The organism is Epilithonimonas mollis (genome assembly GCF_900142325.1).
Classification (GTDB): Bacteria; Bacteroidota; Bacteroidia; order Flavobacteriales; family Weeksellaceae; genus Epilithonimonas; species Epilithonimonas mollis.
Map to the genome: position 1 here is coordinate 23,206 of NZ_FRAM01000001.1, position 25,034 is coordinate 48,239.

At 36.9% G+C, this 25,034-nt stretch carries 23 protein-coding genes; 14 read left to right on the top strand and 9 right to left on the bottom strand.

Annotated features, from left to right (window positions below):
- The first annotated feature begins 122 nt into the window (after positions 1-122).
- Genes BUA97_RS00115 through BUA97_RS00130 form a run of 4 tightly spaced genes read left to right on the top strand, consistent with a single transcriptional unit; the run spans position 123 to position 4,403 of the window.
- Positions 123-1,808: an APC family permease gene (locus BUA97_RS00115; protein WP_072995603.1), complete on the top strand. Its 1,686-nt coding sequence runs from the start codon at positions 123-125 to the stop codon at positions 1,806-1,808.
- Positions 1,795-2,121, top strand: a complete 327-nt coding sequence (locus tag BUA97_RS00120) for a DUF962 domain-containing protein (protein WP_072995605.1) — start codon at positions 1,795-1,797, stop codon at positions 2,119-2,121. The genes BUA97_RS00115 and BUA97_RS00120 overlap by 14 nt, the downstream gene beginning before the upstream one ends.
- A 21-nt stretch (positions 2,122-2,142) precedes the next feature.
- A complete protein-coding gene (locus tag BUA97_RS00125) occupies positions 2,143-4,008 on the top strand; it encodes a PAS domain-containing sensor histidine kinase (RefSeq protein ID WP_072995608.1) in 1,866 nt (621 codons plus the stop codon).
- Between the two features lie 14 nt (positions 4,009-4,022).
- On the top strand, positions 4,023-4,403 hold the full coding sequence (locus BUA97_RS00130; RefSeq protein ID WP_072995611.1) for a response regulator transcription factor: 381 nt from the start codon (positions 4,023-4,025) through the stop codon (positions 4,401-4,403).
- Positions 4,404-4,461: 58 nt separating this feature from the next.
- On the opposite strand, the gene BUA97_RS00135 is transcribed toward BUA97_RS00130, so the two are convergent.
- Positions 4,462-5,295 carry an aldo/keto reductase gene (locus tag BUA97_RS00135; RefSeq protein WP_072995613.1) on the bottom strand — a complete coding sequence of 278 codons (834 nt, stop codon included), beginning with the start codon at positions 5,293-5,295 and terminating at the stop codon, positions 4,462-4,464.
- Between the two features lie 127 nt (positions 5,296-5,422).
- On the opposite strand from BUA97_RS00135, the gene BUA97_RS00140 reads away from it, so the two are divergent.
- A complete protein-coding gene (locus BUA97_RS00140) occupies positions 5,423-6,148 on the top strand; it encodes a shikimate dehydrogenase family protein (protein WP_072995615.1) in 726 nt (241 codons plus the stop codon).
- Position 6,149: 1 nt separating this feature from the next.
- Here BUA97_RS00140 and BUA97_RS00145 read toward each other — a convergent pair whose 3' ends face one another.
- Complete coding sequence (locus BUA97_RS00145) at positions 6,150-6,635, bottom strand: DNA-deoxyinosine glycosylase (protein ID WP_072995618.1); 486 nt, start codon at positions 6,633-6,635, stop codon at positions 6,150-6,152.
- A complete protein-coding gene (gene dacB / locus BUA97_RS00150) occupies positions 6,635-8,005 on the bottom strand; it encodes a D-alanyl-D-alanine carboxypeptidase/D-alanyl-D-alanine endopeptidase (protein ID WP_072997155.1) in 1,371 nt (456 codons plus the stop codon). Before dacB ends, BUA97_RS00145 begins: the two co-directional genes overlap by 1 nt.
- Before the next feature lie 234 nt (positions 8,006-8,239).
- Here dacB and trhA point away from each other — a divergent pair, with 234 nt between their 5' ends.
- Positions 8,240-8,875, top strand: a complete 636-nt coding sequence (gene trhA / locus BUA97_RS00155; RefSeq protein ID WP_072995620.1) for a PAQR family membrane homeostasis protein TrhA — start codon at positions 8,240-8,242, stop codon at positions 8,873-8,875.
- A 149-nt stretch (positions 8,876-9,024) separates the two neighbouring features.
- Here the strand turns inward: trhA and BUA97_RS00160 are convergent, their stop codons facing one another.
- Positions 9,025-9,933, bottom strand: a complete 909-nt coding sequence (locus tag BUA97_RS00160; RefSeq protein ID WP_072995623.1) for an AEC family transporter — start codon at positions 9,931-9,933, stop codon at positions 9,025-9,027.
- Positions 9,934-10,021: 88 nt separating this feature from the next.
- Complete coding sequence (locus tag BUA97_RS00165) at positions 10,022-10,903, bottom strand: T9SS-dependent choice-of-anchor J family protein (protein ID WP_072995625.1); 882 nt, start codon at positions 10,901-10,903, stop codon at positions 10,022-10,024.
- A gap of 124 nt (positions 10,904-11,027) precedes the next feature.
- Here BUA97_RS00165 and pruA point away from each other — a divergent pair, with 124 nt between their 5' ends.
- The 3 genes from pruA to BUA97_RS00180 all read left to right on the top strand — a co-directional run bounded on the left by pruA (position 11,028) and on the right by BUA97_RS00180 (position 13,945).
- Positions 11,028-12,653 carry an L-glutamate gamma-semialdehyde dehydrogenase gene (pruA, locus tag BUA97_RS00170; RefSeq protein ID WP_072995629.1) on the top strand — a complete coding sequence of 542 codons (1,626 nt, stop codon included), beginning with the start codon at positions 11,028-11,030 and terminating at the stop codon, positions 12,651-12,653.
- 116 nt (positions 12,654-12,769) lie between these two features.
- Positions 12,770-13,375, top strand: a complete 606-nt coding sequence (gene pncA, locus BUA97_RS00175) for a bifunctional nicotinamidase/pyrazinamidase (protein ID WP_072995632.1) — start codon at positions 12,770-12,772, stop codon at positions 13,373-13,375.
- Positions 13,376-13,423: 48 nt separating this feature from the next.
- A complete protein-coding gene (locus BUA97_RS00180; protein ID WP_072995635.1) occupies positions 13,424-13,945 on the top strand; it encodes a hypothetical protein in 522 nt (173 codons plus the stop codon).
- A gap of 5 nt (positions 13,946-13,950) precedes the next feature.
- Here the strand turns inward: BUA97_RS00180 and BUA97_RS00185 are convergent, their stop codons facing one another.
- A complete protein-coding gene (locus BUA97_RS00185) occupies positions 13,951-14,469 on the bottom strand; it encodes a DUF421 domain-containing protein (RefSeq protein ID WP_072995638.1) in 519 nt (172 codons plus the stop codon).
- Between the two features lie 73 nt (positions 14,470-14,542).
- On the opposite strand from BUA97_RS00185, the gene BUA97_RS00190 reads away from it, so the two are divergent.
- Positions 14,543-15,004 (top strand): nuclear transport factor 2 family protein, encoded by a 462-nt coding sequence (locus BUA97_RS00190; protein ID WP_245795770.1) that lies wholly within the window; start codon positions 14,543-14,545, stop codon positions 15,002-15,004.
- 25 nt (positions 15,005-15,029) lie between these two features.
- On the top strand, positions 15,030-15,293 hold the full coding sequence (locus BUA97_RS00195; RefSeq protein ID WP_072995643.1) for a hypothetical protein: 264 nt from the start codon (positions 15,030-15,032) through the stop codon (positions 15,291-15,293).
- Between the two features lie 250 nt (positions 15,294-15,543).
- Here the strand turns inward: BUA97_RS00195 and BUA97_RS00200 are convergent, their stop codons facing one another.
- Positions 15,544-16,707 carry a proline dehydrogenase family protein gene (locus BUA97_RS00200; protein WP_072997156.1) on the bottom strand — a complete coding sequence of 388 codons (1,164 nt, stop codon included), beginning with the start codon at positions 16,705-16,707 and terminating at the stop codon, positions 15,544-15,546.
- A gap of 217 nt (positions 16,708-16,924) precedes the next feature.
- On the opposite strand from BUA97_RS00200, the gene BUA97_RS00205 reads away from it, so the two are divergent.
- The 3 genes from BUA97_RS00205 to BUA97_RS00215 all read left to right on the top strand — a co-directional run bounded on the left by BUA97_RS00205 (position 16,925) and on the right by BUA97_RS00215 (position 22,642).
- A complete protein-coding gene (locus BUA97_RS00205; RefSeq protein WP_072995646.1) occupies positions 16,925-18,505 on the top strand; it encodes a helix-turn-helix domain-containing protein in 1,581 nt (526 codons plus the stop codon).
- Between the two features lie 200 nt (positions 18,506-18,705).
- Complete coding sequence (locus tag BUA97_RS00210) at positions 18,706-19,647, top strand: tetratricopeptide repeat protein (protein WP_175546156.1); 942 nt, start codon at positions 18,706-18,708, stop codon at positions 19,645-19,647.
- 109 nt (positions 19,648-19,756) lie between these two features.
- Positions 19,757-22,642, top strand: a complete 2,886-nt coding sequence (locus tag BUA97_RS00215; RefSeq protein WP_175546157.1) for a T9SS-dependent choice-of-anchor J family protein — start codon at positions 19,757-19,759, stop codon at positions 22,640-22,642.
- 79 nt (positions 22,643-22,721) lie between these two features.
- On the opposite strand, the gene purH is transcribed toward BUA97_RS00215, so the two are convergent.
- Positions 22,722-24,236 (bottom strand): bifunctional phosphoribosylaminoimidazolecarboxamide formyltransferase/IMP cyclohydrolase, encoded by a 1,515-nt coding sequence (gene purH, locus BUA97_RS00220; RefSeq protein WP_072997157.1) that lies wholly within the window; start codon positions 24,234-24,236, stop codon positions 22,722-22,724.
- A 209-nt stretch (positions 24,237-24,445) separates the two neighbouring features.
- Positions 24,446-25,009: a phosphoribosylglycinamide formyltransferase gene (gene purN, locus BUA97_RS00225; protein ID WP_072995658.1), complete on the bottom strand. Its 564-nt coding sequence runs from the start codon at positions 25,007-25,009 to the stop codon at positions 24,446-24,448.
- Between the last annotated feature and the right edge of the window lie 25 nt (positions 25,010-25,034).

Consider the following 25,034-nt stretch of genomic DNA (forward strand, 5'->3'; position numbering starts at 1 on the left):
TAAAATAAATCCGACAAGGATAATAAACTTTTGTAATCTGCAATCTTTTTAATTTTTAAGTAAAATGTTAAAAACCTCAAAATTTTATTACATTTGTTTCTTTCATAAATTTTTAACCTAATATGAGTTCACTTTTCAGAAGAAAACACTACGCAGAACATACAGATTCCGGACAACTAAACAGGGTTCTGGGAACCTGGGACATTGTATTTTTTGGAATTGCCGCTATTATCGGGGCAGGAAGTTTCAGCAGTTTGGGAGAAGCGATTTTCCGGGGCGGACCGGGTGTTATAGTTTTATATCTGATTTGTGGCTTTGCCTGCGCTTTTACAGCACTTTGCTACGCCGAGTTTGCAAGCAGGATCCCAACCGCGGGAAGTGCCTATACCTATGCTTATGCCAGTTTCGGAGAATTGATTGCCTGGGTGATTGGCTGGGCTTTGATTATGGAGTACTCTTTTGGAAATATTTATGTTGCATTTTCCTGGTCAGATTACTTTACCAGTTTTATGGAAAGAATAGGAATTCATATTCCAGATTTTTTCACATGCAGCTATTCCGAAGCTAAGAAAGCTTTTCTGAATAATTCTCCCAATACAGAACTCGTCAACGCCTGGAAATCTGCACCTATGCTTGGCGGATTGAAAATCATTGTTGACATTCCTGCTTTGGTAATCAATGGACTGATTACCTGGCTTTGTTATCAGGGTATCAAGGAAAGTAAGAATTTTAATAACTTTTTCGTCATCCTGAAGTTATTTGTAATTCTCCTGGTTATTGCCGTTGGTATCGCTTATGTGAATACCGGCAACTGGTTCCCGACAAGCACTGTAACATCAGAGAGTTCTTTCATGCCAAATGGCTTTGCAGGTGTCATGTCAGCAGTTTCGGGTGTTTTCTTTGCTTACATAGGTTTTGATGCGATTTCGGTTCTGTCAGAAGAAACAAAAAATCCGCAGAAGGATCTGCCAAAAGGGATGCTGATTTCGCTTGGTCTCTGTACTGTGATCTACATTGTATTGACTTTAACATTAACAGGATTGGTAGATTACAGAAAGTTTGATGGCGTCGGAGATCCGCTATCCTTTGTCTTTGATAGGAATAATCTGAATATGCCCTGGATGGAATTTATTGTTTCGTTGATTGCGATTGTTGCCATCACAACCGTTTTATTGGTGTTTCAGATGGGGCAGCCGAGAATATGGATGGCGATGTCCAGAGACGGGCTTTTACCCAAGAAATTCCAGGAGGTTCACAGCAAGAACAGAGTGCCTTCGTTTGCCACCATTGTGACAGGAATTGTAGTGGGCATTCCAATCCTATTTACAGATAAAAGTTTTGTCCTTGATTTTACAAGTATCGGGACTATATTTGCTTTTGTGCTGGTTTGTGGTGGCGTTTTATTATTACCAAATAAAGAGAAAATCAAAGGCAGATTCCATTTGCCATATATCAATGGAAAGGTAATTTTTCCATTGATTTTTATTGGCGGATTGATATTTTTCTATTTTTATCAGCCTGCATTTTTCCATCATTTAACGGATATCAGTGATCCCAATGAAGGTGAATTCCGTCTGGCTATTATCATTTTCATCATTGTCAATTTTATTTTATGTGGCCTGACCTTCATTAAGAATCTTTCTTTAATCCCGCTGATCGGTCTTAGCTCATGTCTTTATCTCCTGACGGGAATGAGCCACGATAACTGGTTCTGGTTTGGACTGTGGTTTGCTATAGGTTTGATCATCTATTTTATTTATGGGTATAAAAACAGCAAGCTTAACCGATTAAAAGATGGAATCTCCTGAAAGAATCAAAACTTATAAAGAATTTTATCAATTTTATCTGACCGAACATCAAAAGCCGCTGACCAGGGTTTTCCATTTTATTGGGATACTTTTGGTTTTTGCGGTTATTATTTATGTAATCGAGTCCGGGAAAGAAAGATTTCTTTGGTACTGTCCTATTTTCGGTTACGGATTTGCATGGTTCAGTCATGCGGTTTTTGAGAAGAACAAGCCTGCAACATTCAGATATCCTTTCTGGTCTTTGATCTCTGATTTCAGATTATTTTTTGAATTGCTGATAGGGAAACAAAAATTTTCAAATAAAAAAACATAGATTAAATTTATTATCTAAAAAATGAGGAACTTCATCAGGTCTAATATTTCGCAAGAATCTCTGGCATTACTTCTGACACAAGCGCCTGTTGCCATGTCTATGCTGATAGGCGATGAATTTATTATCAAAGTTGCTAATCCACAGATCTTAGAGCTCTGGGGAAAACCGGCTCAAATAATCGGCTCAAAACTTATTGATGCCCTTCCTGAGCTCAAAGATCAACCCTTTCTTGATATTCTTTCTCATGTAAAAAAAACCGGGAAAATATATAAAGGTTATAAAGAACTCTGCTTTCTGGTTAGAAATGGACAGAAAGAAGAATGTTTTTTTGATTTTATCTATGCTCCGATATATAATGATGGACAGACAGAAATCCTTGGTGTAAGTGTTGTAGCAACAGAAGTAACGGAACAGGTCAATGCAGAGAAAAAACTTGCGGAAACAGAATATACCTTCGAAAAGCTGATCAAAGAATCTGATTATTCCATTGCCCTTTATAAAGGAAAAGATCTCATCATCGACATCGCTAATAAATCGATGCTCAATACCTGGGGAAAAAAGGAAAATGTCATTGGTAAAAAACTGGAAGACGCGCTCCCTGAATTAAAAGGTCAGCCATTTATTGACATTCTGAAGAACATTTTCGAAACAGGAACAACCTATTCTGCAACGGAAGACGAAGTCTTGCTGGAAAGAAACGGAGAACTCCAAACCTCCTACTACAATTTTTCATATAAGCCGCTTATCAATGAAAAGGGTGAAGTCTACGCCATCCTTAACTTTGCAACAGATGTCACAGAAGCCGTCCTGACTAAAAAACAACTGAAGCAAAATGAGGAAAAATACAGAAACCTGGCAGACAGTCTCCCCATCATAGTATGGACTGCCGACAAAGACGGAAACATAGACTATTACAACAAACGCTGGTATGACTTTACAGGCTTTGAAGGGGTAGACAACAGAGAATCGGCAACGGTCAAAATCCTCCATCCTGATGATCAGAACAGAGCCAGAGAAATCTGGAAAAACAGTATGACCAAAAAGTCAAATTACGAAATTGAATATCAGTTCCGGGACAGATCCTCGGAGGATGCTTACCGCTGGTTTCTCGGACGTGCAATCCCTATCAAAGATGCGGACGGCGAAGTGATGCAATGGATCGGAACCTGCACAGACATCAATGATTTCAAACAGTTCCAACAGCAAAAAGATAATTTTTTGGGCATTGCAAGCCATGAGCTGAAAACGCCGCTGACAAGCCTAAAACTCTATTCCCAGTTTCTCGAAAAAAACCTGAGAAAACAGGATGATAATAAGAATGCCGACGTTGCAAAAAAAATGGACGATCAGATCAATAAGCTGACGAGTCTGGTTAATGACCTTTTGGACGTTACCAAAATTCAGAATGGAAAGATATTACTGAATAAGTCTGATTTTGATTTTGATGAACTGGTGCAGGAGATCATCACAGAACAGCAGATGAGTACCAACCACAGAATCTACCTGGACCCGGAAAAAATCGGGATCATCTATGGCGACAGGCACAGGATCTCGCAGGTCATGAGCAATCTCATAAGCAATGCGATAAAATATTCTCCGGAGTCTGATAAAATCCAGATTACCACAAAAATAACCGAAGAAGGTTGTGTCCAATTCTCTGTGAGAGACTTTGGCATCGGCATTCCGTCAGATAAAACAGATAAGGTTTTTGAACAGTATTACAGGGTAAGCGGCAGCAAGGAACATACCTTTCCGGGACTTGGTCTGGGACTTTATATTTCATCTGAGATTATCAAGAGAAGTGCTGGCAGGATTTTTGTAAACTCAATCGAAGGTAAAGGCTCGGAGTTCTGCTTCGAGATCCCACAGAAACACAAAACGAATTAATAATTTTTATTACAATGTCAAAATCAAAAAAAATAATAGTTGTGGACGACAGTCCTGCCATTCTTGATTCTGTAAAACTGATGCTGAATATGGAAGGATTCGAAGTATCTAATTATGAAAGAGGTACTGATATGTTTAACTCTTTGATGGAGACTTCTACAAAACCGGATGTCATCCTGATGGATATGTGGCTGTCCGGAGAAGACGGAAGGGATATATGCAAAATGATAAAAGCACATCAGGAATTCAAAAACATTCCTGTGGTTATAATGTCTGCAAGCCGTGGACTTGGAGATTCTGCTATAGAAAGCGGTGCCATTGATTTTATTCCGAAACCATTCGATCTGGGAGAGATCGTAGAAAAAATAAGATATTATTCCAACGCTTCCGAATAATAAAAAAGCAGTTTAAAGATTATTTTAAACTGCTTTTTTTATCATTATATATATAATTTTAGAAATCCACCGTCTCAGGATTGAGACCGGAAAAACCTGTTTCTTTCAAATTTTTCAAAGCTTTCATATCACTGTCCGATATTTTGAACCTTTCAAAATGTAGATTGCTCTTGATATTTTCAGGATTTTCCGATTTGGGCAAAACAATCACGCCGGACTGCAAAGCAAACTGAATACATAAGATTGCCGGAGAAACATTGTACTTTTCTGCGATCCCGTTCAGTTCTTCATCTTTCAGCAATCTTCCGGAACCAAGCGGACTCCACGCTTCTATTGCTATTCCTTCCTCTTTACAAAACTCTACCACTTCATGCTGAACATGACCTGGATGAAACTCTATCTGGTTAACAGCCGGTATCACATCCGAGGTTTCCAAAAGTGCCTGCAGCTGAGGCAGCATAAAGTTGCTCACGCCAATTGCTTTTACCACGCCGGATTTATACGCCTCTTCCATCGCTTTCCATGTTTCAGCATTGATTTCTTTCCAGTTGTTAAACTGTTTGGCATTTGCCGGCCAATGGATCAGCAGCAGATCCAGATAATCTGTTTTCAGCTTTTTCAAAGACTGCTCGAGAGACTGTTTTACACCTTCAGAGCTTCTGTTGCTGTTCCAGACTTTTGTGGTGAGAAATAGTTCTTTCCGGTCAACGCCAGATTCGGCAATTGCCTCTCCTATCTCTTCTTCGTTGCCATAGATATCTGCTGTGTCGATATGCGTATATCCGGCTTCTAAAGCAATCTTTATAGTTTTCTGAACACTTTCCGTTGTCTGCCACGTTCCGAACCCTATTTCAGGGATTTCGGTGCCGTTATTTAAAATTACCTTTTTCATTATTAAAAAATTTGATTTTCCAAAAGCCAAAATTACGCCATCAATATGAGCCGGGAAAATAATTTGACTTATGGATAATTCAAAAAATAATAATGATTCCTGCGATGATATTTCCTAAATTTGAAGTATGGAAAAAAAGGAATTCGGATTGCTTGGGAAAAATATTTCTTATTCATTCTCAAAAAAATATTTTGAGGAAAAATTCAGAAAATTATTTTTAAAAAATCATTCTTACAACTTCTTTGATATCGCTGAAATCGAGAGTTTTAATTCAATCGCAAGCAATCAAAAATTAGTTGGGATGAATGTCACAATCCCTTACAAACAAGCTGTTATTCCGTTTCTTGATGAACTGAGCGCCGAAGCTTTACAAATTGGTGCTGTGAATTGCATCAGTTTCCAAAACGGAAAAAAAACCGGTTACAATACGGATGCTTTTGGCTTTGAGAAAACATTACTCATTAACAAAAAAGAATATCACAAAAAAGCTTTGATTCTTGGCGATGGCGGCGCGGCAAAAGCTGTGAGATATATCCTTGAAAAACATAATATCGAACACAAAACCGTTTCCAGAAAATCTGAAATCAATTTTGAAAATCTATCGGAAGATCTGGTAAAAGATTCATTATTGATTATCCAGACTACACCAGTCGGAACTTTCCCAAATGTGGATGAATCGGTTCCGTTTCCTTTTGAAGGAATTACCGATAAACATTATGTGATTGATCTGATTTATAATCCCGCAGAAACTGCTTTCTTGAAAAAATCGGCAGAAAAAGGCGCAACTACGCTAAACGGGTTTTATATGCTGGAACAGCAGGCGGAAAAAGCCTGGCAGATTTGGAACAGTTGATTTAAAGATAATTTTCAATGATTTTCCAACTCTCCAATTTCTCCTCAAATTTGATAGTATGAAGCGGACTTGTAGACGGCAAAACCAGAATCGGGATTTTAAAATCCTTACCCATAATTTTGATGAGATTCTTATACGATTTTTGTCCGTTGCAGAAAATCGTTTTGACATTTGGATGATTATCAATTAGCTCTGGAATATTGTTATCAATTTCATTCCTGATTTCGGTGTCCAGGCTGCCTTTTCGTTCACAACTTTCGATGACATCCCAAAGTGCAATTTTGTTCTTTTTCAGTAACGCTATTTTTCGCTTATAATCCGATGAGAACTCTTCATCAAAAAGATGAAACATGATTTTCCAGAACTGATTCTGCGGATGGGCATAATATTGCTGCATTTCCAGAGATTTAACCCCTGGAACAGAGCCGAGAATCAGGATTTCTGATTGCTCATCAACAATCGCCGGAAAAGAAGTGATTCTGCTCATTATTTCAAATTATCCAAAACTTTGAACAAAGCATTGCCGATACTTCCGCCCTGGTAATTATTAAGAATAATTGAGAAAATATAATTCTTACCATTTTTAGAAGTCTGATAACCTGCAAAGGATTTGCTGTCTTTGATGGTTCCGCTTTTCATTTTGATCCCATTTTGTGTAGGAAAGCCTTCATAAAAGGCATCAAACCAACTTTGCTTTTTAGCATAAAGCAAAGCTTGTACCTGCGCTTTTGCCGAAACATAATTCTGTGGTGATAGTCCGCTTCCGTCGGCAAAGTTGATCATCGCCGGGTTGATTCCTTTTGACTTCCAGAAGTCTTTCAGAACATCGACACCGGTCTCAAAATTTGGATTATTCCGCTTTTCTTTTGCCATTGTTTTGATCAGCGTTTCTCCGTACAGATTGATGCTTTTTCTTAAAAACCAGTAAATGATTTTATCCAGTGTCGGTGATTTATATTCGAAAATCTTATTCTGAATAGGTGCTTTTGAGACCGTTTTTCCGGTAATCTTTTCATTATAATAGGTGGTTGTCTTCCCTGAAATAGAAATACTGTTATCTTCAAGCAATTTTGTGATTTCGACAGCTAACTGCATGGGTGGATTGGGTGTTGATCCGGAAACGGTGGTCACTTTTCCGGCAGGTAACATTCCATTAATCATTGCCGTCTCGGAATGTGGCGCAGTGAAAATCAAACTCTGATCAGAACTGCCACCGGTTTTCAATTCATTGATCCAATTGATACTTTCCAAATCGTAGGAAAAACTTTTGAACTGATTCCCATTGATATTGATATCAAACTGATTTTCCCTCCAGTTCACACCAAAAGTGCCAGCTCCGTAATAATTCCCCAAATCGTTCCAAGGCCAACCTCCGGGTGTGCTTTGAAAATCGAAATAAGAATCATCCACAATCAGATTGCCCGATATTTTTTTGATTCCAGCTTTCTTAATAGCCTCTAATAACTGCTGTTTAAAGTTTTCTGGTTTATAGTTCTCATAACGCCAGGTTCCAAGCGTTGGATCACCGTTGGAAGCGATATACAAATCGCCATCGAGGTTGCCATTAGATATCTTCCCGGAATATGAAGCTGTAGTTTTGAACTGATAATTCTTCCCTAGGGTTTCCAAAGCTGCAGCTGACGTGAAAATCTTCTGCGTACTGGCTGTAGAAAGCCCTTTGCTCCCATTATATTCATAAACCAGGTTTCCGTTCTCATCCGAAACATAGAACGAAAGATTGGCTGACAAAGCGTTGGGAGTTGACATCATTTCTTTAACAGACTTGTCCAACTGATCAGAAACCGATTGTGAGAAAACAATTTGAGAAAACAATATAATAATGAGAAGTCTCTTCATTTCTGATTTTTTATCAAAACTAAGGATTTTCATGTACAATTGAAAAACATTTATAATATGTGAAAAAATATGTCCAAGATATAACCAACTGGTAAAATTCTTTTAAAGTTGTGAAATTTAAATTCGATTAAGAATGGCTCCTTATATATGTAACAACAATTAAATTCGTGTTAAAAATACCTGCTCTCTATATCAAGAAAATCTAATTATTTAACTTTACATTAAAATTGAAAGATGCCGAAGAAGAACCGCAAAAAAGAAGAATTATACAATGTCATCACCCACGGTTTTGGTATTGTCCTGTCCGTTGTTGCTTTGATTCTGATGATTTATTATTCTGTAGTCAGCAAAAGCGGAATTGCTTTAGCATCGTCTTTGGTGTTTGGCCTTAGCCTGTTAGCACTCTATTCTGCATCCACTATTTATCACGCTGTTTATAAGCTCCGATGGAAAAAGATCTGTCAGAAAATCGACCATCTCAGCATTTATCTTCTCATTGCCGGCACCTATACTCCCATCGCTCTGCTCGGACTGAAAGGTGTCTGGGGCTGGAGTATGTTCGGCGTGATCTGGGGACTAGCCATCATCGGATTTATTTTCAAATTTTCACCGCTGAGACGCAATGAAAAAATCTCATTATCCCTTTACGCCCTTATGGGCTGGATTGCCCTGGTTGCGATTAAACCAATGATAGAAAACCTTTCCACCGGCGCATTGACATTGATTATTCTGGGTGGGTTATGCTATACTTTCGGGATTTATTTTTATGCCAAAGACCGTAAACCGTTTTACCATCCTATCTGGCATCTGTTTGTTTTAGGAGGAAGCATCATGCATTTTTGCGCTATTTTCTTTTTTATCCTGCCGTAAAACACAAAAATATTAAGCATACAAATCCATAAAAGAAATCTGCAGCTTTATCTTTTATAACTTTTATGGTTTTAATTTAAGCTTAAGAATCAGCTTTTCAAAGCCAAATAGTGATTCTTTAGTTTATTAACTTAAATAATCACACCTAGTCAGAATAACAATTCTATGATCTGAAACCAAATTCCTGTTGTCGCAAATCCGACTATAATGCTGATGCCTATAATCAGATTAATAAGCTTGGTGTTCAGCCGGAATTGTTCGGCAATAATGCTGGAAGTGATTACCGTTGGCATTGCAGCTTCGAAGATACTTATTTTTGCAACATCGCCTTTGACCCCGAAAACAAGTGCCAATATCAATACAAAAGCCGGTGCTAAAATCAACTTGTAAAGCATCGACACCGAAATCTGTGGCATCAGTTTTTTCCATCCGTTGAACTTCAGCTGAAGGCCTACCGAAAACAAGGCTAACGGCGCAACAGTCCCGGCCAGTTTATCAAAAAAGGGTTCAGCAAAATCAAGACTGATGAATTGAGATAATACCAATGCGCTGATACATCCCAGAAATGGGGGGAACGTGAAAAGCCGTTTCAATATAAATTTAGTTTCTACTTTCCCTGTCTTGCTGCCACCTTTCAAAGCAGCTATAATTCCCATGGTGGAAAGCATCACAAACATCATCTGATCACAGATGATGGCAATGCTCAGATATTTTTCTCCATAAAATGCAGCGATCAAAGGAAATCCAATAAACGACGTATTGCTGTAGCCACTGGCCAGTTCCATAGTGCTTCTGGACCGGGCGGAATAGTTTTTTGCCCCGCTGTAAAACAGCATGAAAATCCAGCTTCCCACTGCGATCACGACTGTGCTGACAATCGGGAAAAGCATCTCCAGAGACCAGTCAACTTTTGGTAAATATTTGAATGAAACCGCAGGTAATGCAAGATAAAGAATCCAGGTATTGATACCCTTATGCGCTTCCGGATGGATGGTTTTCGTAGACTTGAAAATCATTCCGGCAATAATGCAAACAGCTATCAATACAAAATTTGTCATTAATATATAATTTAAAATTCAAATCTAAGGATTTAAAAAAAGCCCTTCAGATAAATGAAAGGCTTTAAAAATCATATTTTTTTAAATATTATTTTTTGATAAACTTGTGAGAAGTAGAACCTTCTGCAGTGTTTACTTTTAATACGTAAGTTCCATTCTGTAATGATTTAACATCAACTTTAGAATCTACAACTGCAGGCGAAGCAACAAGCTTACCAGTCATGTCATAAACCTCTGCGGAATTAACTCTTTGGTTGATTGTCAAATAATCAGTAGTCGGGTTTGGATAAACAGAAACAGATTTTTTGTTCACATCTGAAACTGCCAAAACATTACCTACAACTTTGAAATCATCAACCAACAAAGCGAATTGATCATCAGAAACACACTGTATAGCGATATATACATCTTTATCTTTGTAAGCATCAAGGTTAAACGTATATTCAGCATATTCAACGATAGGATCAGTAACAATAACAGCTGTATTCACTTTAGTAAAGCTAGCTGTATTGGTATCAGTTGTTGAAACCAAAACATTAAACTTTTCTTCTCCGTATAGCTCATTGATAGGCTTTGCCCAGAATGATAATACGTTATCAGAGCTTCCTAATTTAATTTTAGGGCTGATTAACCAGTCATTATTCCAAGGTGAAGATACAGCATTAAAACAAGCCATCACTTTGTCGCCTGTATTGGCATCAAACTGTGTACTAGTAGGAACTGTAGGTGTAATCCCTTGTTTGTTGAAAACGATAAACGCTTTTGGAATGGATTGGTTTGGAAAATCAGACCCATTAATTTTGTAAGAATTTTTTCCATCCAAATCTCTAAGAGTCCAGTTTCCAACTGTACCGGTTGTATATGCAAAATCAGTATAAGTCTCGAAGCTATCTTCGAAAATAACAGTTTGCGCATTCATTGAATTGAAAGCCAATGCTAAAGCACCAGCAAAAAGTAGTTTTTTAATCATAATTATTTTTTTTGAATTAAACTTAGGTCAAAATTAATGATTTTTCTCTAAATATTTAAACATTCATTTTAAATTGTCGCTTTAAAATGCTTATCGTAAATTTGTGGAAATTAAAATTAAATTTATGTCTAAAGCCATTTCTCAAGTGCCTTTTGCACAAAATGAACCTGTAAATTCCTATGCTCCAGGTTCTGACGAGGTAAAAAGCCTGATTACCACCTATAAAAAAATGTGGAAAGAAAAAACCGAAATCCCAATGGTAATCGGTGGAAAAGATATTAAAACTGATAAAAAGGTACAACTTAGTTCGCCCCAGGATCATCAGCATGATTTCGGATTCTATTATGAAGGCGACATGTCTCACGTTGACCTAGCCATAGAATCTGCCCTTGCAGCAAAATCAAAGTGGAATGCACTAGGCTGGGAACACAGAGCTGCAATTTTCCTGAAGGCTGCAGATCTTTTGGCCGGACCATACAGAGATGTTATCAACGCAGCTACAATGATCGGTCAATCCAAAAATGTTCATCAGGCTGAGATTGATGCAGCTTGTGAATTCATTGATTTCCTGCGTTTCAATGTAGAATTTATGACAGAGCTTTATGCGGAGCAACCTGTTTCTGATGCAGGAATCTGGAATCGTGTAGAGTACAGACCCCTCGAAGGCTTTTGCTTTGCGGTGACGCCTTTCAACTTTACAGCCATCTCCGGAAACCTGCCGGCTTGTATGGCCATGATGGGAAATGTTGTGGTTTGGAAACCATCTGACAAACAGGTTTATTCAGCAAAAGTAATCATGGACGTTTTGAAAGAAGCCGGACTTCCGGATGGCGTTATCAATATGATTTTTACTGACGGGAAAGAAACTGCTGAGAAAATTTTAGCGCATCCAGACTTTGCAGGCCTTCATTTTACAGGTTCTACAAAGGTTTTCCAAGGCATGTGGAAAATGATTGGTGATAATATTCACAACTATAAATCTTACCCAAGAATCGTTGGTGAAACTGGAGGAAAAGACTTCGTAATGGTTCATCCTTCAGCGAATGTTGAAGCCGTTGCCACAGGTTTGGTAAGAGGAGCTTTTGAATATCAAGGACAAAAATGTTCCGCAGCATCCAGAGCTTATGTTCCAAAATCACTTTGGAATGAAGTAAAAGCTGTAATGGAAGCTCAAATCAAAACGATTAAAATTGGTTCTCCTGAAGATCCTTCCAATTTCATAAATGCGGTTATTGATAAAAATTCTTTCGAGAAATGCAAAGGTTATATTGACAGAGCGGAAGCTTCAAACGACGCCAACGTCATCATCGGTGGAAAATATGACGATAAAAAAGGATGGTTCGTGTATCCAACAGTGATTGAAACCATCAATCCTTATTACGAAAGTATTGTTGAGGAAATCTTCGGTCCAATCCTGACTGTTTACGTTTACGAAGACGAAAACTGGAAAGACACCCTGAAATTGGTTGATACTTCAACACAATATTCTTTGACCGGTTCTATTTTCGCACAAGACAGATATGCGATTGACGAAGCTTACAAAGCTTTGGAAAATGCTTCCGGAAACTTCTACATCAATGACAAACCAACGGGCGCAGTTGTTGGACAACAGCCTTTCGGAGGTTCCAGAGCGTCCGGAACCAATGATAAAGCAGGTTCTAAAATGAATTTGACGCGTTGGGTGTCTGTAAGAAGTATCAAGGAAACTTTTGTCTCTCCAAAAGATTACAAATATCCATATTTAGGATAATTTTAAAATAAATTAAGTCAAAATGTCATTTTGCAGGAATCTAAATGCCAGTTATATTAATTGGCTCGGTTCTTTCAGAATGACATTTTGTATTTTGATAACCCAAATCTCAGACAATGAAAAAAGCCCTTATTATAGTTGATGTTCAAAATGATTTCTGCGAAGGTGGCGCTTTGGCCGTTCCGGAAGCTAACAGCATCATTCCCTATATCAATCTTCTGATGGAAGAGAATGAATATGACGAAATCATTTTGACTCAAGACTGGCATCCTGCCAATCATAAAAGTTTTGCTTCCAATAATGGAAAGAATGTAGGCGAAACTATTTCACTCAATGGCGTTCCGCAGTTTATGTGGCCGGACCATTGTGTTCAGGGAACTTTTGGAGCAGAGTTTCATAAAGATCTGAATCGTGATAAAGTCACACACATCATTCAGAAAGGAAAAAATGTGGAGATTGACAGCTACAGCGGTTTTCAGGATAACAATCACTTTATGAAAACAGGATTGGAGGATTTCCTGAAATATCACGATATTCAGTTAGTTGAGATTGTTGGATTGGCTTTGGATTATTGTGTAAAATTCACTGCGATTGATGCTTTTAATGCTGGATTTATTACTTGTCTACATTTCAATGGAACAAAAGCTGTGAATGTAAAACCTGATAGCGCAAGGAACACGATTTATGATTTAGCTGAGAAAGGAATTACTATTTTAGCTTAAAAAAGAATCTCTTTGTCATTCTGAAAGAATTTTTTAAAATTAATTTATATGTTCTCTCAATTTATAAAAAATAGATTACTTCCTTTTACGGATATATTAAAAAAGAATATTGAAAATTCTATTGAAAAAAAAGATAAATTAACAATTCACGAATTAATAAATTGTTTTCTAATATTTTTTGAAAATAATAGTGCTTTTGATTATTTTATAGATGATAAAATTGAGAAAGATGAAATGATATTTTCTCTAATTTTACAAGGACCTGAAAAAAGACTATACAGTGAAGGTAATTATAATTTAATAGAAATCGAAAGAAAAATTAGAATTAAAGAATTAGATGAAGAATTTCAAATTCAACTTGAATTTTATATAAATATGCCTTATGTTGATACTAGTGTAGAGAAATATTTTGAAATAGAAAGAGATGCAGACAATAGATTTTTTCATTGGAAATCAGGTGATACATCATTTAATCATTTCAAAAATCAAATATATTCTTCAGAAGAAATAACATCTGTACTAAACTTTGATATATATTTAATGGGAATAAATATTAGTTATGATTTATAAATCAATTACTGATTTCTAAACTTTCTCTTCAGTTTAGTTTTATGTCTGGAATAGTGCGTCTGCTCCGTTTCTTTGTCAGTTGAAATTACACTGATGTTTCCATCCACTTCCAGAATTGCTAATTTCACATCAGATACTTTTTCGATGCCGTGTTCGTGAACGGCTTCTTCCAGTTCGTCCTCGGAAATTGAAACTTTCTTTAAAACTTCCGGATAAACTATTCCATCTTTTACTAAAATATAAGGATGATCTTCTATCAACTCTTTGATTTTCTGATTCTTGAAAATAAATTTCTTCACGACAAAATTCGCTACAAACAGAACCAAAGCGGCAACAATTCCGCCTTCCAAACTGCTGTTGGAACCAACCATAGCATTCTGAACCGCATTACTTATCAACAGCAAAAGAATCACATCTCCCGCATTAAGCTGTGACAACTGATTTTTCCCAAAAACGCGCACAGCAATCACCATAAAAAAGTAAACCGCCAGCGAGCGGAGAACGATATCAAGAATTGGATTCAAAATCTTAAAAATTTGTATAAATAAAGATAGAAAATATGTTTAACAAATTACATCCCAATGTTTATTATCTTTGATGGATATTAAAGTAATTATGATCAAGAAATTATTATTGACATTCAGCTTTTTGGCTGTATCAATGCTATTGGCACAAAAAAATAATGACCAGCAAACTGTTGACGAAGCGTCTGAAAAACTCAGATTAGCAATGATTAGTGGTGACAAAACTGTTTTAGAATCATTGATTTTACCGGAGCTGACTTACGGACATTCGGGTGGTCATATTGATGACGCGAAAGAATTTGTAGAAAAATTAGTCAGCAAAAAATCTAATTTCTTGACAATTGAAAATACCAATCAATCCATCCAAATTGTAGATAAAACAGCGATTGTCCGCAATCATTTGTTTGCACAAACTCACGATTTTGGAAAAGAACAAGGAGAAGTAAGCCTGGATATTTTATATGTCTGGCAGAAAACTAAAAATGGCTGGAAATTGTTAGCCAGGCAGGCTGTGAAGGCGGAGAAGAAAAAGTAGATTAATAAAATCACCTTGTCAATAAATGAAAATAATTTTAAGATTAGTATTAACTTCTATTTTGACCTATTCTTGTCAAGACTCTGATAATAATAAAAACACATTCAGACATATCAGTCAATTTAATAAACTTGTATTAGAAACAAGAGATGATAGATGCGGAGAATGGGGAGGCGACGTTACACAATTAATAATTTATAGAGATACTTTAGAAGGGTCTCTTCTGGCTGATTATATTGAAAAAACAGCCTGTTATGATGGTAGTAAATCAAAATTATTAACTCTATAAACGTATTAAAATAACAAATGAAGAACAAAAATTAGTTGTCGAAAGCATTAATGAACTCTGTGAAAAAAAATTGAACAGACTGGATATTCCATCACATAGCGGTAGATTTAATCAGATAATACTAAGTGATTCATCAATGATTATCTCTGATTTTCCTTCAGTTGAGTTAAAGAAATTTAAAGAATTATCTCAAATTATTAAACAAAAATAACTTTAAAAAAAATCCGCTTCACAGCGGATTTTCTAATTTCTATTTTCTTCTTTTCAATTCTTTCTGTATAAGCCCTAATTCTCTTCCTGTTTGTCCAGCAACAGAAGTATTTTCCTGCGCACGTCTCGTTAAATATGGTACAACGTCTTTTACAGGTCCATAAGGCAAATATTTCGCCACGTTATAATGCTGGTCTGCGAGATAATAAGTGATATTGTCACTCATCCCGTAAAGCTGTCCGAAATAGATATGCGGATTGTTATGCTCCAAACCTTTCGCTTTCATTTTGTCCATTACCAGTTCGGAAGATTTCTCGTTATGTGTTCCGAAAAACGCAGAAACTCTATCCAGATTTGTCATTACAAAATCGATTCCCGAATTGTAATTGTCATCCGAAGCCTGTTTTGTAGGCTGAATTGGATCTGGGTAATTCAGTTGTGCAGCCCGTTCTCTTTCTTTCTCCATATAAGCACCACGAACAAGCTTATAACCAATGAAGTATCCTTTTTCTTTTGCTCTTTTCAAGTGTGCATTCATATATTCCAGTCGGCCGGTTCTGTACATTTGAATCGTGTTCCAGACGATGGCCTTTTCCTTGTTGTATTTTTCCATCATTTCCTCACAAAGCTGATCAGCAGCGTCCTGCATCCAGGTTTCCTCGGCATCCACCATTACTTTTTTGTCGCTTTCAAAACAAAGCTTACAAACTTCGTCAAAACGCTGTACAACTCTATTCCACTCTTTTTTCTGGCTGGTTGTCAATTCTTTACCTTTCCCGACTTCTTCATAAATATCAATTCTTCCAAAAGCCGTTGGTTTGAAAACAATGAATGGAATCGCCGGATTTCCGACAGAAAAACGGACAATATCTTTGATCTCCTTACAAACAGCATCAAAAACTTCTTCTTCTTCTTTTCCTTCAATCGAATAATCGAAAATACTTCCAACACCACGTTTGAACATTTGTTTCACCACTTTCATACTTTCTTCACGCGTTTCACCGCCGCAAAACTGCTCGAACAAAGTCTGCTTCACAATACCATCCACAAACGGAAAATTGTTCCTAACGGTAAAATTGAGAAGAGAAACGCCAATATTGGTCAACACAGGCTGTTCAATGGCTTTAAACATCCAGTAGGCTTTTTTGAGCTGAGCGTCGGTTTTATCGGCAAATGCCAACTTTGTATCATTAAAAATACTCATATCCAGAATTTGTCCCAAAAGTAAATATTATTTCGATTTTAAGATAAATTTTATAGCTAAATTTTGTCATCTTAATATTTTAGAAATTGCACAGAATGAGTTTTTGAAACTCTAATCTATAAGAATTAACAAAAATATCATCCCAATATTAACGGTAATTAGTGTTTCTCATGTTATATTTGTAAATTATATCTTTGCAGCAATGAGATTGAGGAATATGTTTTTGGAAAAAAAGATTCTATATACCAATAAGTTTATTGTTCTGCTTTTACTGGCTTGCAGCATTTGTGTGTTTTCACAAAAAAAATCGGAAAATGAAGATATTTATAAAAATGCAGTAGGAAATCTTTACACACATCCGGAAAAGTCCATTACAATTTCCGAATATCTTTCCATCAATGCAGATACCGATGAACAACGTTCCAAAGCTCTGAATCTGAAAGCCGAAGCCCAGATCCTGCAGGGAAATTACATTATTGCACTGAACGCACTTTTAGAATCCATTCATTTAAATTCTGTTAATGAAGATTCTGCCGAATTGCTACGCACCAATCTTATCCTGGGTGATCTTTATAGGAAATTAGGCGTAATTCCCAAAGCAGAGGAAAGGCTGAAACTGATTGCAGAAAAATTCGATAATAATTCTATTCATAAGCCTGAAAAAACCAGCTTGTATATTGATTTTCTGACAGCAAAATCCATACTGCTCTGTGAACAAAAAAAGTATCGTAACGCTACGGAAGTCATCAACGATACAATTCTGAAAAAATTTTCAACCCGATTTCCTTATCAGGTTTCCAGATCGTACAGTCAATTGGCAAAAGCTTATGGAATGGATCAGCAATGGGATCAATCCCTGCAGTATGCTGAAAAAGCTCTGCAAATCTCCGTAAAATCAGGTTTGGAAGAAAACTTTACAGCTTATGCCGAGTTAGATGTTGCAAAAGCGAATTTCGTCAGAAAAAATAAACAGCAATATCTCATTGAAATTCCCAGACTTCTGATCTTGTCAGAAAAAGTCAATGATGTGGTTTTAAAGAAAAATATACATCAATTTTTAGCAGATTTCTATCTATCAGAAGGCAATAAAACCAAATATCAATTTCATAACCAGAAATATCTTGAACTGAATGAAGCCATCAATTCGGCTCAGCAAAAAGCGAGTGACCTGATACTTTCGCTTACAGAAAGTGATTTCAAGGCAAAAGATTATCAGAGATATAAGACCAATCATATTCTGATCTGGATGATCGGGGTTGCTTTTATTGTGCTTGGATTTGTATTTTGGTTCAGATTCAGAACCAGGCAAAATTATAATTATTATAAAGAATACATCAGCAAGCTGAAAAAGACGGAGAAAGACGAAGAGATCATAATCTCAGCTAAGGAAGATGCTGAAGAGATGTCCAGAACGCCACAGCTTATCCCGGAAAAAACCGAACAGATTCTGTTGGAAAAACTGCTTGCCTTCGAGAATGGAAAGGACTTTACAAAAAAAAGTCTTACTTTACAATCTATGGCAAAGGAACTTGACACCAATACAAGATATCTTTCAGAAATTGTCAATAAGCATAAGCATAAAAATTTCAATGCTTACATCAACGAACTGAGAGTCAATTACATCATCAATAAACTCCATAACGAACCTTCTTTTCTGAATTACAAGATCAGTTATCTTGCCGAGGAGAGCGGTTTTTCTTCCCATACTTCTTTTTCGACCGTATTTAAAACTATAACAGGAATTTCTCCTAAAGAATTTATCAGCTTTATTAAAAAAGAACTTCCCATAGCCAATTGATCATGAAAATCATTATCCAAAAAATAAAAAATATAATAATAGTTCTTTGTGTTCTTTTTACCATCAATTCACAGACTTGCTCAGCACAAAATAAAAATGAGCCACATCTGGATTCTTTGTTTCTTCTGATGAATTCAAACCCTGAAAGGGTCATCCTCCAAGGAAAAGAGCTTTATAAAAAATATAAGGGAAATCCAAAAATGGAAATTTCTATCCTTACAATTATCGGCAGCAGCTACTCTGTGAAGAAGGATTATGAAAAAGCCATAGAATATGCTTTTAAAACAAGAGAGATCTCGCAGAAAATTAATGATTATCCGACGCAGATTCAGGTAGCAGGATTCATCGGCGAAAAATATCATAATCTCAATATCTATAGCAAAGCAAAATACTATGCGGATGAAGCTTATGAACTGATTGAGAAACATCCACTACCCGACTCGCTGAAATTTTATAAAGGCAATATTCTTTTCTTAAAAGCCTTAATCTACCGTGACGAACTGGGGTGCGATTTTGCCAATACCTATTATCAGAAAGCGCTGGAAGTCTATCTAGCGGCACTCAAAAACCGGGACATGCTCCGTTTTTCCATTGCAGATATATATAACGAAATCGGAAGTTGTTTTCTGGAGCAGGATCAACCTGATTCTGCAAGAGAATCCTTTGAAAAATCTCTGAAATATGCCGTTAACGGAAACTACGCTCTTCTGAACGCAGAAAGTCTTGCCGGCCTGGGCAGGATCAGTTATCTGCAAAAAGATTATTTGAAAGCCAAAAAAGAATTTGACAAAGCTATTCTGATTTTAAAATCCAATAAAGTAGAAAATGCCAATCCTGAAGTTTATAAATATATCTCGGAAAATTATTATGCATTAAACGATATTAAAAATCATACCTTGTATCTGAACCTTTATAAGCAGAAAACCAATACCGATATTAGTGCAAAAAAGAAATCTGTAAACAAAATTATTGTAAAAAAAACGGCTGAGGAAAATTCTGAAAATGACAATAATGTCAAATACTGGATCATCATCATTCTTTGTATTTTTATAATTTTAGTAATCTATCAAATCGTACAAACCAAAAGCAAAATCAGAAAACTAAAAAAACAGATTCGAGAAGATAATAAACACTCTTCCTGATCCTATATTGTCAAAGTTCTTTCAAAAACAATGAATATTTCTTCATTTTTAAAGTATAAAAATAGGAATTAAAGGGCTTCCGTTCTATGTTTGTTGCAAAATGAAATATATGAACAAAGCATTAACTTTTTTCTCTTTGCTCGGTTTTCTATTCACATTTGGACAGACGGATCCGGTATCGCTTCCGTACTCCAATGGTTTTGAAACAGAAGCAGAACAAAATTATTGGTACAAAATGAACACAGGTCCCGGCACGCCCTGGGAATTCACTGATGAGACAAGTACCGTTTATGGTCCTTCTCAGGGTCAGTATTATGCGCGTGCCCAGAGCGACTTCGAAAACGGAGGATCGGCCTGGCTCATTACAAAAGGTATCAATATCGAATCAGGACACAAAATTGCATTGGATTTTGATTACCGATCCAGCCTTAACACCCTTTTTCCGGTTAAATTAAAAGTGGTGTTAAAAAAGCAACCAACGCCGGTTCTTGACAACTCTACAGAATTATGGGTCAATGAGAATATTCAGATAAACACTTACCAGAATGCCCATCAAACTTTCGAAGTTCCTGAAACTGGCACTTATTATTTGGCTTTTTACTTTTATCCGGATCCCAACCTGGGATATATAAGTTTGGATAATATTAATCTGTATGAAGAATTATGTCCAAAACCTGTGAATGTAAAAGCAGTTCCGGGACAGACTACGGCAGATATCTCGTGGGAAAGTGCTTCCATACCGGACGCAGGATTTGAATATGTTATTAAAACGCCAGGAACTGGTATTCCTACTGAGGCAGGAACTCCGGCACAAGGTCTTTCTACAACAGCTCACGGTTTACAGCCGGAAACTCAATATGAGCTGTATGTAAGATCTGTCTGTGCATCAGGCTCGATTTATGGAAACTGGTCCAGTCCTGTAAAGTTTAAAACCTATCCTGCCACAACTGCTCTTCCAGCGAATTTACCTTACAATGAAAGTTTTGAAGGCGATAGCCACTGGACACTTCTTGAACCGCCAGTAGGAAAACCTTGGGTAAAAGGTGACTTTGACTCAGGTCCCGGAGGACTGTATGGGCCATCAGACGGAAAATACTACTTATTACACGATGACAGCGAAAATGTCTCGGATGCCTGGGTAATCTCTAGAGGCATTAATCTTCCTGCGGGTAAGGAAATTACTTTGCAGTTCGACTACAGATCCAGCCAGGATGAATATTATCCGCAAAAAATGAAAGTAGTGGTGAGTAAAGATCCTTTCCCATCGGCAAACTCAGTTCAGCTGTGGAATAATGATTTTATCCAGAGTACTACTTACAATACTGCTAATGTGACTTTTACAGTTCCGGAAAATGGTGTTTATTATCTGGGATACCAAACTTATTCTGACGCCAATTATGGCTATGTCATGTTCGATAATGTAAAAGTTTCCGACAAAGATTCTTCTCCTTGCGAATATATCCTTCGTCTCAAAGATTCTGAAGGTGATGGCTGGAACTACAATACGATGAGTCTGTTTGTGAATGGTGATTCTATATTTACGGACATAACTTTACCGATTGGCGATATATTGGATTTCCCTTTCAAAATCAATTCAGGTGATGCTATTACTACTACATGGAACGGAGGAAGCCATAGCGGCTGGCAGACCAGTTATGAAATATTGGATTCCAATGGCAATGTCGTGGGAAGCGAAAGCGAACAAAGCATCAGTATACCAATCATTGCTTCGTGTCCGAACTGTGCAAAACCATCGAATTTAAAAGCCAATTACGCACAGACAACTGTAGATCTGACTTGGGATTTCCTGACACAGCCTGGAAACGGATACGAATATGCAGTACAACCTGCCGGAACAGGCACTCCATCTTCAGGAACTGCTGTTGGTAATACACAGGTTCATGTAGAAGGTTTATCTACGGATACAATTTATGAAGCTTACGTAAGGGCTAATTGTGGAGAAGATACTTTCAGTTCATGGGCAGGACCTGTTTACTTCACAACTTTACCAAATCCAGGATCTGCGGTCAATCTGCCTTATAAATATGGCTTTGAAACTGATGATCAATGGATCACACAATCCATATCAAGAAACAACCAGTGGCTGATTGATTCATCATATCCTGCTGAAGGAGAATCTCATGCAATTCAAAATTTCAATTATTATTTTGACGCTAATTCCTGGTATTTCTCAAGAGGTCTGAATCTACAAGGTGGAAAAGAAATTCTGATCAAATTCAAATACAGGTCTATAGGAAATGACGTTCCAATGAGTCTGAGCATTGCTAACAAAGCCTATGCATACGTACAGAAAGACAATGTTATCTGGAGCAAAAATGTAAGCAATGACAAGTATGAAGAAGCCATTATATCTTTCACGCCAAATTCTTCCGGAGTTTATTATTTAGGATTTAACTCATTGGCAGCAAAAGGAACAGGAGCATTGATAGATGATGTTCAGGTTTACATGGTTGGTCTGCCAGATCCACCAGAGTGTGATTATACTTGTCCCGCAAACATGACCGTTACCACCAATCCAGGTAATATCGGTGCTGTAGTTAATTACAATTTGACTTTCGCATGTGAAGGTACTTCAACAGGAGTCTTTTCAGTATTGACAGAAGGTTTGCCTTCAGGCGCGATTTTCCCTGTGGGAGAAACAACGGTTAAGCATAATCTGATTTTCAATGGACAGATCATTGATACCTGCAGCTTTGTTGTAAAAGTTGATGACAAACTTGGAACTGCGGAGAATACGAAAGATAATGGTCTTAAATATTACCCGAATCCTGTTGTCGATAACCTGACGGTAAAAATGAATGGTGATACGATTGAAAATATTGCAATATATAATTTTGCAGGAAGCGTGGTAAAATCAGAAAAGACCAATGCTAAAACAGCAAATATCGATATGAAACATCTGCCTGCCGGTGTCTACATTGTAAATGTAAGAACATCATCGAATGTGAAATCATTCAAGGTGATTAAAAAATAAGAATAATAAATATAAACGGATAACCCCAATTGATCTCAATTGGGGTTATCTTTTTATTAAAATACAATTAATTTTATTATCAATGCAGGAAATGCCTCATTCCCGTAAATAGCATTGGGATTTTATGCTCATTCGCAGCTTCGATAGAATCATTATCTTTCATACTTCCGCCAGGCTGAATAATTGCTTTGATGCCTTCCTGCGCACAGAAATCTACAACATCCCGGAAAGGGAAAAACGCATCCGAAGCCAAAACCAATTCGCCATCGAATTTCGTTTTTGCTCTTTCTATCGCCTGTTGCGTTGCCCAGATTCTATTAACCTGTCCACCGCCGATTCCGATTGCCTGGACGCCGTTAGAAACAACAATCGCATTGGATTTTACATATTTAACCACCCTTTGCGAGAACAGCAAAGCTCTTCTTTGTTCTTCTGTTGGAGCAGTTTCTGTCATCAATTTGATGTCTGTTGAAAATTGATTGTCAGCATTTTGAACCAACATTCCGCCGTCAATTTTCACCCATATTTGCTGATCAATAACCTTATTTTTGATTTTAATGATTCTAAGGTTTTTCTTTTTTCTAAGAATTTCCAAAGCGTCTTCATCAAAATCAGTTGCCATTACAATCTCAAGGAATGTTTTGTTTAATTCCTCAGCTGTTGCAACATCTACTTTATAATTCATTCCGATGATGCCTCCGAAAATTGAAATCGGGTCACAATCAAATGTTTTAGTATAAGTTTCTAAAGCCGAAGTTCCAACAGCAACACCGCAAGGCGTAGAATGTTTTACGGCACAACAAGCCATTTCTTCTTGGAACTCATTCACAACTTTCCAGCACAAATCCATATCGCGAAGATTATTGAAAGACAATTCTTTACCTCCCAAAATCTCAAAATCCTTCATCGCTCCATTTTCGAAAGTTGATGTATAATATGCTGCCGACTGATGAGGATTTTCACCATATCTCAAGTCAGAAACCTTTTTATAAGAAGCATTCAAGTAAGTCGGATATTCTTCATCCAAAAGCATACTGGAAATCGCAGCGTCGTAAGCAGAAGTCAGATTAAACACTTTTCCAGCTAATTTCTTCCTTGTTTCAATAGTTGAATCGCCATTTGCAGACATTTCGTTTTGAACAACCTCATAATCATTCACATCTGTCAAAACCGTTACCGAATTAAAATTCTTAGCTGCTGAACGCAACATAGATGGCCCACCAATATCTATAAATTCTACTTTTTCATCGAGAGAAATAGCTTTGTTCACGTTTTCAAAAAACGGATAAAGATTCACAATCACCATATCAATCAGTCCAATTTCATATTCCTGAACCGTTTTCATATGTTCCTTGTTGGAACGAACTGCCAACAATCCGCCATGAACTTTCGGGTGCAGGGTTTTCACTCTTCCGTCCAGCATCTCTGGAAAATCGGTCACTTCATCGATTTGGACTGGGTAGAGTCCGGCTTCTTTCAAATGTTTGAATGTTCCGCCAGTGGAAATCAGTTCGTAGTTTTGCGCCTTGAGAAACCGGGCAAAATCTACCAAACCACTTTTATCAGATACGCTGATAAGTGCTCTTTTCTTAATCATACTTTCTTTCAAATTTTACTTTTTACAGTTTTATCCAAACTGTGATTTACCGGTTCTTTCACCTCCGGATTTTTATTATTAGATTGCTCCAACTGAGCTATTAGATTTCATTTCATGAATTAAAGTTAATTATCATTAGATCTTACAAGTTATTATTTTACAATAATTTACAATTCTAAATATTAATTTAACTTCAAATAAATATATTATCGATTTAAAATCAAATCAATGGCTTTTGGAAAAATTTCGTATTCCACTTGATGAACTTTCTCAGCTAACGTTTCAGCCGTATCTTTTTCATCAATATCAAATTTCCCCTGCAGAATAATTTCTCCTTCATCAATTCCTGTAGTAACAAAATGGACGCTTGCTCCACTTTCTTTTTCGCCAGCTTCAATGACTGCATTATGAACGTGATGTCCCCACATTCCTTTTCCTCCGAATTTCGGCAATAATGAGGGATGGATGTTAATCATCCTACTATTCCATTTTTCACAGAATTCTGATTTCAGAATAGACAGAAAACCAGCTAAAACAATCAAGTCTGTATTATCAGGAATTGCTTTTTCTAAATTGTCCGAAAAATCTTTTCCTCGTGTGATTAATTGATTCGGGATCTGATGTTTTTTTGCTCTTTCCAGTCCGAAACATTCGCGGTCAGCAATCACTTTATTGATTTTTGTATTACGGATTTCTCCTGTGACTATGCAATCAATGAGTCTTTGCAGGTTGGTCCCAGAACCCGAAATTAAAATGGTGATATTTTTCATTTAAGAAGTACAATGTATGATGTAT